Genomic DNA, 9348 nt, shown 5'->3' with positions numbered 1-9348 from the left:
CGGCGCCGGCGTTGTGTCGAAAATCATCGAGTAATTCGCATCTGCGAAAAGCTACGGAAAGGGCGTCCCACGGGACGCCCTTTTTTTGTTTCGCGCCAATCTGAGATTGCGCGGGGACTCATCTCGGGATGAGGACGCAAGAGATCAAAGGGTTGTTGCATTCCTGCTATCGGCTTTCGGTGTAGTAAAAGACTTCCGGGTCTCAAAAGCGCCGCTCGAAGCCCAGCTCAAACTCGGTTTCCGTATAGCTGTAGGCCCTGATATCAGACTGAGCTCGGTTGTATTCCAGTTGCAGGAACGGCGAGAAGCCGTTGCCGATAAACAGATCGTTCTTTTCGACCCTGACTGCCGTGCCCCATGTCGTCTCGTCTGGTGAGGCGATGAGGATCGGGCTGGGGGTCTGGAACGTCCTGTTTTCAAGATAGACGGACGGACGAAACGTGAAGCCGCCGCGTGTGTCCACCTGACCAAACAGGGTCAATCGCTTGCGCAAATAATTATCCAGATCGCCTTCCACCGACTTGTCGTGGATCAGTGCGCTCAACCCGATGGATCCCCGCCCGCCGATGGACCGGCGAACACCGAGTTCGGCCTGAAACTCATGACCGTCCAGCGCGCTGTTTGTCGGATTGTGCAGGCGCGACGCGGATACAAGGCCAAAGACAGATCCCCCGAGCAGGTTTCTGCGTTCGAATGCGGTTTCCAGAGCGATGCGGTTCTCAAACACATTGCCGCCGACAAGTCGGGTCGAGAGGGCCGGTCCGAAAGACACGGTGGTCAACGGGGCGAGGGTGCGCAGACCGAACCTTCCAACGAAAACGTAGTCATCGTAGTTCGAGGTTCGCGCCTCGGTCACGTCAAACGCCAATGATGCAAATGCAACGGTATCGAGGTTGGAAAAGGACAGGTCGACCGGTTTGCGGAAATTCGCCGCTCCGGTGACGCGCAGGCCGAGTTCGGTCGAGGTGTCGCGGTCCAACGTGAACGGCAGATTCAGCCCGAACAGGTTCAGTGTGATCTGGTCCGTGTCGTATTTGCGCGGATTGCCGACCGTGGCCAGGCCGAGGCTGAGATCCCAGTCGAACCCCCGGCGGGCGTCGATCTGCCAGATGTAGCTGAGAACACGGGCGCGCACAGGGTCCGGCAGATCGCCGGAAAGAACGACAAAGAACTCGTTTCGTGCCCGGTCCCACTGACGGGCCAGAAAGAATGCGCGGGCCAATTCCAGCCTGACCCGCACGAGATTCGGATTGGCCGCGAGTATCGAGGAGAACTTTTCGATTGCAGCTTGCGGTTGTCCGCGTTGCAGATCCGCAAGGCCGCTTAGAAACAAAGCTTCGATTTCCGTTTCGTCGACGAACGCAGCGACTGGAACTTTGTTTTCTGACTGGGCGCGGACCTCGGTATTGGGTAACAGGGCAAACAGAAAGCTGAGGGCTGTAAGCAGAATACGGGTCAAGAACAAGCCTTTTTGGACGTCATCCGGCGCCAAAACGAAATTGAGCGGCGCGGTCTATTATTGTTGTTGCGGGAAACCATTTTTGCCGTGAAAACAAACTTGTGCGTCAATTCGGCCCACGGTGCCTGTCGCAATTTCAACAACAAAAACATTTCCTATAGATTGCACGGGCGGCATCACTTGCGCCGTATGGGTGAGTAACTAATGTGCCGTTAAAGATTTGACTATGGAGCAGTTATGAATTCCCACACACGTTGCCTGATTGCAGCATTCATCCCCGTATTTTTCCTTGGCGCATGCGGCGGAGCCGCCGGTCTTGATTTTGATGGCGGCGGCGGTGGTGATTCGTCCTCTGGTGGTGGAAACTCCGCCGAAGGGCCGATTTCAACAACGCCCGCGCAGAAAATCAATCTGCCGCAGGATGGCAGTGCAACCTTGAATGGCAGGGCAGTCGTGCAGGCGTATTCGTCAAATCAGGCGAATGGTCAAGTCATCGTTCAAAACCAGACTGGCCCGATTCCATCGGATCTGACGCTGATTACAAGCGGCGGAAACATCGTTGCGGCGACGGCTGTTTCGGGGGGATCCAGTTTCAATCTGGACAGCCGCAATGGTGACAGGATTGATCAGGGTACGGCGGCGGTCACCTTCAACTCTCCGGATTTGAATTCCGGTGCAACCATTCTCGACCCAACCCGGACACGGTTCGAGTATCAGACCTTTGGCGCGTGGTTGCATGACCGGAACCAGCCGTCCGGTACCGCGGGCGCCGGGTCCTATGGCTCGGTTACGCCGACCGCCGACATGCCGCGCGGGCAGACCGCCAGCTATCAGGGTGCCAGCACCGGGATTGCACGGCGCGCCGATGGAACCCACTATCAGACGGTTTCCGAAGTCAATGTGTCGACAGATTTCTCCACCGTTTCGATGAGCAGCACCAATACCGTGGCAGACAGCCTGCTGGTCGGAGGGAGCACCGGTCTCGCCCCAGAGCTGGATTTCGCGGGTACCGGCAGCGTTTCGAACTCGGGGTTCGTGGCAAATGTCGCCGGTTCGGGAACCAGCGGTCAGGCTCATGGTGTATTCTACGGCCCCAATGCGGAAGAAGTTGGCGGGACCTTTCAGACCACTGGCGCGAACGGTGTGTCTTATATCGGGGCGTTCGGCGCAGATTGATCACCCCGCAAGAGCCTTCCTGTGTAAAGGCTCTTGCTGTCAGGGCCGAATGCGCAGGTGTCCCAAGCCTGTTACATGCGGGCTTGGGTTTCGTTGCCAAGAGTTCCCCAGGGTTCTCTGGCCGCGATGACGCCTAGAGTGTGGAGTTTGCGGCCGCCCGGACTGCCTGAATGTTTGCACCGTATACTTCGGGTCGGGAGACCGAGCCGCCCTTGAATACGGCGGAACCGGCGACCAGTACGTCCGCCCCGGCGGCAGCGACCAGCGGTGCGGTCTGGGGATCAACGCCGCCATCAATCTCGATGTGAACCGGGCGATCGCCGATCATCTGCCGCAGGCGGCGGATCTTTGCGGTCATATCGATGAATTTCTGGCCACCAAATCCAGGGTTCACCGTCATGACGCAAACGAGGTCCGTCAGGTCCAGCAGATGCTCGACCGCCTCGGCAGGGGTTCCCGGGTTCAGCGCAACGCCAGCCTTCATCCCGGCGGCCCGGATCGCCTGCAAGGTGCGGTGCGTATGTGGGCCCGCCTCGACATGGGCGGTCAGGATGTCGGCACCCGCATCGGCGTAAGCCTGAATGTAGGGGTCGACCGGCGTGATCATCAGATGCACGTCCATCACTGTCTTCACATGCGGGCGGAATGCCTTTACCGCAGGCGGACCAAAGGTCAGGTTCGGCACAAAATGACCGTCCATCACATCGACATGCACCCAGTCGGCGCCCTGGGCCTCGATCGCCTGAATTTCTTGTCCGAAATTGGCGAAATCGGCGGACAGGATGGATGGGGCAATCTTGATGGAACGGTCAAAGCTCATGGCTGGCCTCGTGCGCAGGTAGGGTGTTGCCCGCGCATATAGCCGCGATTGATGCCAATGGGTAGGCCCAATCCCGCGTTTGCGGGGCTTGGAGCCGGGTGGCCGATACTTGCAGCACGGATCGCAGTTACAAAACTTTCATCGAACCGACACATCCCCGTTGAGTGCCGTCTGTAGCTGGCCACCAACACGATTTGGGGGTGGCACGTGCTGCGTATCGAAAAACTGACCAAGCGATTTGGTGACAACGTTGCTGTCGATGCGGCAACGCTGGATGTGGACAAACCCTGCATGATCGGGATCATCGGCCGGTCCGGGGCGGGTAAATCGACGCTGCTGCGAATGCTCAACCGGTTAACCGATTCCAGCGATGGCCGCATCCTGTACGAAGGCCGCGATGTTACCCGACTGAAAGGCCGGGAAAAACGGTCCTGGCAAGCCGAGTGTGCGATGATTTTCCAGCAGTTCAATCTGGTGCCGCGCATGGATGTCGTGTCGAACGTGCTGCACGGGACGCTGAACCGACACTCGACACTGGCGACGATGTTCAACCTGTTTCCGATGGAGGATATCCATCGCGCTATCGACATACTGGATCGTCTTGGCATTGCCGAACATGCGCCAAAGCGGGCTGAGGCCCTGTCGGGGGGGCAGCAGCAACGCGTCGCCATCGCACGTGCCCTGATGCAGGACCCCAGGATCATACTGGCGGACGAACCCATCGCCTCGCTGGACCCGATGAATGCGCAGGTCGTGATGCAGGCCCTGCGCCGTATCCACGAAGAGGACGGCCGCACCGTCATCGCAAACCTTCACACGCTGGATACTGCGCGCCGCTATTGCGACCGCGTGGTTGGTATGCGCGACGGGCGCATCGTGTTTGACGGGTTGCCCGAGCAGCTGACCACCGGGGTTGCCCGCGAAATCTATGGCGCCGACGCCAGCTTCTCGGAAGAGGCGACATCGACCGAGATCGAAACGCTCGACGCCACCCAGAAGGCCCTGATGGAAGCCGAGGCCACCATCTGAGCCCCCCACCACCTTTCATCGCCCGGCCCGATGAGAGGTCGGGGTAATCAAACTGGAGAGAGACAGATGAAAAAACTAATGACTGCCCTTGTTGCGACCACTGCCATGGCCGCACCTGCAATGGCTCAGGACATCAGCGAATTCCGCATCGGTATTCTGGGCGGCGAAAACGCTCAGGACCGTCTGAACAACAACGAGTGTCTGCGGGAATACACCGAAGAAGCGCTGGGCGTTGAGACCAAGCTGTTTGCCCCTGCCGACTATAACGGCGTTATTCAGGGTCTGCTGGGCGGCACCATCGACATGGCGTGGCTGGGCGCGTCGGGCTACGCTAAAACCTATCTGAGCGATCCCGAGGCGGTTGAGCCGGTTCTGGTCAAAGTGAATGTCGACGGCGGCTACGGCTACTATTCGATCGGGTTTGCACGCAAGGACAGCGGCATCACCTCGCTGGACGACATGAAGGGCAAGACCTTTGGTTTTGGTGACCCGAACTCGACCTCGGGCTATCTGATCCCGTCGATCGAAATCCCGCAGGCCACTGGTGCGACCATGGATTCGGGCGACTATTTTGGTGAAGTGAAGTTCACCGGCGGTCACGAGCAGACCATCGTTGCGGTCAACAATGGCGATGTAGACGGTGGCGTTACCTGGGCTGACGGTCTGGGCAACTGGGAAGACGGCTACAACTCAGGCGCCCTGCGCCGCGCGGTTGATGCCGGTCTGGTCGACATGAATGACATGGTCGAAATCTGGAAATCCAAGCCGATCCCGGAAGGTCCGGTTGTTCTGCGCACCGCGCTGCCTGCGGGTGTCAAAGAAAAGATGACTGCCCTGATGGCTGGCCTGCACGAGAAAGATCGCGACTGCTTCTACGGTGTTGCTGCGGGTGAGGCAAAAGCGTTCGAGCCGATCACGCATGACGCCTACGAAATCATCATCGAAGCACGCAAGCTGAAGTCCAACTAAGCCTGCCTATCCAATGATCGGGGTCTGGTATTGAACCGGACCCCGTTTTCCCCTCAGGAGCATTCCATGACAGACCTGACTGCAGGGTCCCAAAGCGTCGATCAGATCCGCGACGAATATACAGCGATGACACGACGCAAGAGGGTCTATGGTGGTATCCTTCTGATCCTGTTCGTGGTTTTGATGGCGGCGGGATTCCGCACCGCTGACAGCCGCAATGCAGGAAGCTTCACCGACGGCTGGCATCGCATTCTGGACTATCCGGCCGAGGTGTTGTCGGAAGCCTGGGAAAAGATCGGCGCGATGCCTGCGAATCTTGTCGAGTTTTTTCCCGCATTGATCGAGACATTGAACATCGCGGCGGCGGCAACTTTGGTCGGGACGATCGGTGGAACGTTTCTGGCGCTGATGTCGACGCGGGGCATGGCGCTTTGGCCATCACTGATCCCGGTCTTCCGCCGGATTTCGGACATCTTCCGCGCCATACCAGAGATCGTGATTGCGCTGGTTTTGATCTTCATTCTGGGTGGTGGTCCGATCCCGGCGATGATCGCCATTGCCATTCACACGGCGGGAGCGCTGGGCAAGCTGTTCTCTGAGGTCAATGAAAACGCCTCGCTCAAACCGGTGGAAGGATTGCAGTCGGTCGGGGCCAACTGGTCGCAGCGCATGCATCTGGGCGTGATCCCGCAGGTCGGGCCGAACTATGTCAGCTATGCGCTATTGCGGTTTGAGATCAACATCCGCGCATCGGCTATTCTGGGCTTCGTCGGTGCGGGTGGTCTGGGTTATGAGCTACGTAATGCCATGTCCTGGGGACAGGGGCGTTACGATGAGGCTGCGGCCATCTTCATCCTGCTTTTTGTCACCATCGTTATCGTGGATCAGCTGTCCGGGTTGCTGCGCGACCGCCTGACCCACGGGTCGGACAAAGGAGCCACGGCATGAGTACCTTTGCCACCGACCTGTCGATAGATGACCTCAAGGCCGAGGCCGACCGCCTGTTCAGCCGCAAGCGTATCGTGAACTTTGGATTGCCGGGATTGATTGTCCTGTACCTGATCTATGTTTTCTTCGCCTTTGACGTGCCCGGGCTGGCCGAACGCGCCAATTGGGAAAACGGCAAGACGTTGATTTCGGACAGCTACAGCTACAAGACCCATGTCGAGCGCGACAACCGCAATGGTGAAGTCTCGGTTGCCATCGAGGGTGAGCGTAAGGGAGCCTATCCCGAGGGGACCGCGCCGGATTGGGTCGCGTTGGGTGAGACGACCGTGATCGATCTGGAAGACGGACACGTTGTGCGCTTTGGTCCCGAGACGGTCGAGTACGACATCCCGGGTTATGGTAGGGTACGCGCGACGCCCAGCCGATCCGCTGGCGTGCAGGCGGAATTGCCGTCAGGGGATGTGCCTGAATGGATCAATGTCTCCAAGAACCGGTTGGCGATCACGACGGATGCGGGCCGTCTGACGGTCACCCGCAATCGCTCTGAGGTATTCCGCTATTTCACAGGTTGGGAGCTGTTCTGGTTTACGCTGGATAGCCCTTATTTTGGCAAGTCTTTCTCGGAGTTGATGAGGCGTGCCGCATCAGGTGAAGCCGGTGCGATCTTCAATGACTTCTGGACCAACAAGATGTGGCGGCATCAGGATGTGGCCTGGGCGATCTTTGAGACCATTCTGATGGCCTTTCTGGGAACCCTCGGGGCCGGCCTGATCGCATTGCCGCTGGCCTTCATGGCGACGCGCAATTTCAACCCGTTGCGGTCGGTGCGTTTTGGTACGCGCCGGGTGTTCGATTTTGTCCGTGGCGTGGATGCGCTGATCTGGACGGTTGTTCTGGCCCGGGCCTTTGGTCCGGGTCCGCTGACAGGGGCGCTGGCCATTCTGGTGACGGACACCGGCACATTCGGCAAAATTTTCTCGGAGGCGCTGGAAAATGTGGATCAGAAGCAGATCGAAGGTGTGCAATCCACCGGAGCAAACGCGCCACAGCGCTATCGCTTTGGGGTGATCCCACAGATCACTCCGGTGTTGTTGAGCCAGTTGCTTTACTTCCTCGAATCCAACACCCGCAGTGCCACCGTGATCGGTGCGATCACAGGCGGCGGGATCGGTTTGCTGCTGACGCAGGCCATCATCACGCAAAAAGACTGGGAAGAGGTCGCCTACTACATCGTCCTGATCATCCTGATGGTGATGCTGATGGATTGGTTCTCGGGCTGGCTGCGCCGACGTCTGATCCAGGGTGAAACCGGAAAGACGCGCAAACTGCGGGATCGCAAGGGCAAGCCGTTCTTATTGCCGTGACCTAAGAACAAGGACAAAAAGACCATGGCGCGACTGCGTTCCGACCAGCCGTTCATCCATCCCGATTGCCAGATTACGGGCAGCACCTTTGGCGAGTTCGTCGAGATCGGTGCCGGTACCCGCGTGGCGAATTCCGAGTTCGGTGATTACTCCTATTGCGACCGAACCTGCGACATCGCCAATGCCCGGATCGGCAAGTTTGCGAACATCGCCAGTTTCACTCGGATCGGGGCGACCGATCATCCGATGGAGAAAGCCTCGCTGCACCATTTTTACTATCGGTCAGCTGACTATTGGGACGATGCCGAGGACGATGCCGACTGGTTTACCCATCGTGTGGGTCGCACAGCGTTTATCGGTCATGATACCTGGATCGGGCACGCAGCGATCATCAAGCCCGAGGTTACCATAGGCCATGGCGCGGTCGTCGCCTCTGGTGCGATTGTCACCAAGGATGTAGCGCCCTACACGATTGTTGCTGGTGTCACTGCACAACCGGTGCGTCGTCGCGTTTCCGAGGATATTGCAGATCGCATGATGGCACTGGCCTGGTGGGATTGGGACAACAGCAGGCTTCGTACTGCCCTGCCAGATTTCCGTGCCATGTCTGCCGAAGCATTTCTGAAAAAACACGAGGCGTGATCAAGTCAGCCAAGACGGCTCCCGCGCCCGCAGGGACATCGGCTGCGCCGATACCCCTTGGCGGCCTTGGGCCCGGCGCCGCGCATTGCGCGGCGCTATGCCCAACAGGATGAGGCCTCCGTCAGGAGGCTGAAGACGGGCGGGAGCACTCCAGTTATTCATCGCTTAGGGTAAGTGTCACGCGCTCACCCGCAAATACGGTCTTGCCATATTCAACGGGCTGTCCGTCAGGATCAGCGTTTATCCCCAGCGAATGCAACACGGGGGCACCTTCGGTCAATTGCAAATGCAGTGCCTGCGTTGCGCTGGCGGATCGCGCGGTCAGGCGGGTCGAAATACGGGTGTAATCCGGCACACCGCAGGTTTGCAGGGCCTTTGTCACCGATGCATTTCCGGACAGGGCATCCAGCAAGTCGGGAAATCGCTCTGCGGGAAAGACGCTCTGAAACAGACCCACAGGTTGCCCGTCAGCCAGAGACAAGCCGTCATAGACATGAACCGGGTCACCTGTTTGCAGGCCGAGCGCTTCGGCCTCGGCCTCATCAGATGCGCGGGTTGTCAGGGCCAGCACTCGTTTGCCCGGGATCTTGCCGCTAGCCGAGATGTTCTTGTGGTATCTGACACGTTTGCCAATCGGGTAGTCTGTGGGGCGAGCCGAAACAAACACGCCTGCACCGCGCCGGGCGTGGACCAGTCCGCGCTCGGCCAGGTCGGACAGCGCCCGTCGGACGGTATGCCGGTTTACGCCATGGGTTGCGGCCAGTTGCGCTTCGGTCGGCAGGCGGTCGCCGGTGTTGTACCGGCCCTCGGCTATGTCCGAGGTCAGGGTCAGGGCGATGCTTTTCCAGATTGGTGTTTTGCTCATGTCATAAAAACTTCACGGCTGAGGAGATTGCGACTCGAGATCGACAGGTGTAATATTTGTCTAGTTGTATAGTAAG

General features: G+C 58.7%; 9 protein-coding genes. 6 read left to right on the top strand and 3 right to left on the bottom strand.

Features of this window, described 5'->3' with window-relative positions; all coding sequences use genetic code 11:
- Positions 1 to 202: 202 nt before the first annotated feature.
- Positions 203 to 1459 (bottom strand): tetratricopeptide repeat protein, encoded by a 1257-nt coding sequence (locus tag ACR0JW_RS09100; protein WP_480713823.1) that lies wholly within the window; start codon positions 1457 to 1459, stop codon positions 203 to 205.
- Positions 1460 to 1696: 237 nt separating this feature from the next.
- Between ACR0JW_RS09100 and ACR0JW_RS09095 the strand changes: the two genes are divergently transcribed.
- Positions 1697 to 2635, top strand: a complete 939-nt coding sequence (locus ACR0JW_RS09095) for a transferrin-binding protein-like solute binding protein (RefSeq protein WP_170678397.1) — start codon at positions 1697 to 1699, stop codon at positions 2633 to 2635.
- Between the two features lie 133 nt (positions 2636 to 2768).
- Here the strand turns inward: ACR0JW_RS09095 and rpe are convergent, their stop codons facing one another.
- On the bottom strand, positions 2769 to 3455 hold the full coding sequence (gene rpe, locus ACR0JW_RS09090) for a ribulose-phosphate 3-epimerase (protein WP_170678395.1): 687 nt from the start codon (positions 3453 to 3455) through the stop codon (positions 2769 to 2771).
- Between the two features lie 207 nt (positions 3456 to 3662).
- Here rpe and phnC point away from each other — a divergent pair, with 207 nt between their 5' ends.
- The 5 genes from phnC to ACR0JW_RS09065 all read left to right on the top strand — a co-directional run bounded on the left by phnC (position 3663) and on the right by ACR0JW_RS09065 (position 8407).
- On the top strand, positions 3663 to 4484 hold the full coding sequence (gene phnC / locus ACR0JW_RS09085; protein ID WP_480713822.1) for a phosphonate ABC transporter ATP-binding protein: 822 nt from the start codon (positions 3663 to 3665) through the stop codon (positions 4482 to 4484).
- Positions 4485 to 4550: 66 nt separating this feature from the next.
- The gene (phnD, locus tag ACR0JW_RS09080) at positions 4551 to 5453 is read left to right on the top strand and encodes a phosphonate ABC transporter substrate-binding protein (protein ID WP_170678391.1); all 903 of its coding nucleotides are present in this window, start codon (positions 4551 to 4553) and stop codon (positions 5451 to 5453) included.
- A 66-nt stretch (positions 5454 to 5519) separates the two neighbouring features.
- Positions 5520 to 6401 (top strand): phosphonate ABC transporter, permease protein PhnE, encoded by an 882-nt coding sequence (gene phnE, locus ACR0JW_RS09075; protein ID WP_170678389.1) that lies wholly within the window; start codon positions 5520 to 5522, stop codon positions 6399 to 6401.
- Positions 6398 to 7765 carry a phosphonate ABC transporter, permease protein PhnE gene (gene phnE, locus ACR0JW_RS09070; protein WP_170825099.1) on the top strand — a complete coding sequence of 456 codons (1368 nt, stop codon included), beginning with the start codon at positions 6398 to 6400 and terminating at the stop codon, positions 7763 to 7765. The genes phnE (ACR0JW_RS09075) and phnE (ACR0JW_RS09070) overlap by 4 nt, the downstream gene beginning before the upstream one ends.
- A gap of 24 nt (positions 7766 to 7789) precedes the next feature.
- Complete coding sequence (locus tag ACR0JW_RS09065) at positions 7790 to 8407, top strand: LbetaH domain-containing protein (protein WP_480713821.1); 618 nt, start codon at positions 7790 to 7792, stop codon at positions 8405 to 8407.
- A 154-nt stretch (positions 8408 to 8561) separates the two neighbouring features.
- Here the strand turns inward: ACR0JW_RS09065 and phnF are convergent, their stop codons facing one another.
- Positions 8562 to 9272 carry a phosphonate metabolism transcriptional regulator PhnF gene (gene phnF, locus ACR0JW_RS09060; protein ID WP_170678383.1) on the bottom strand — a complete coding sequence of 237 codons (711 nt, stop codon included), beginning with the start codon at positions 9270 to 9272 and terminating at the stop codon, positions 8562 to 8564.
- Positions 9273 to 9348 lie beyond the last annotated feature (76 nt).

This window comes from Ruegeria sp. BG6 (genome assembly GCF_056538465.1).
Note: the sequence above shows the minus strand (reverse complement) of the source record. Positions and strands in the feature narration are given on the sequence as shown.

Bases quoted from the DNA above. Each gene is read 5' to 3' on its own strand.
- ACR0JW_RS09095 (WP_170678397.1), top strand. From the start codon at position 1,697: ATGAATTCCCACACACGTTGCCTGATTGCAGCATTCATCCCCGTATTT.
- rpe (WP_170678395.1), bottom strand. From the start codon at position 3,455: ATGAGCTTTGACCGTTCCATCAAGATTGCCCCATCCATCCTGTCCGCC.
- phnD (WP_170678391.1), top strand. From the start codon at position 4,551: ATGAAAAAACTAATGACTGCCCTTGTTGCGACCACTGCCATGGCCGCA.
- phnE (WP_170678389.1), top strand. From the start codon at position 5,520: ATGACAGACCTGACTGCAGGGTCCCAAAGCGTCGATCAGATCCGCGAC.
- phnE (WP_170825099.1), top strand. From the start codon at position 6,398: ATGAGTACCTTTGCCACCGACCTGTCGATAGATGACCTCAAGGCCGAG.
- ACR0JW_RS09065 (WP_480713821.1), top strand. From the start codon at position 7,790: ATGGCGCGACTGCGTTCCGACCAGCCGTTCATCCATCCCGATTGCCAG.
- phnF (WP_170678383.1), bottom strand. From the start codon at position 9,272: ATGAGCAAAACACCAATCTGGAAAAGCATCGCCCTGACCCTGACCTCG.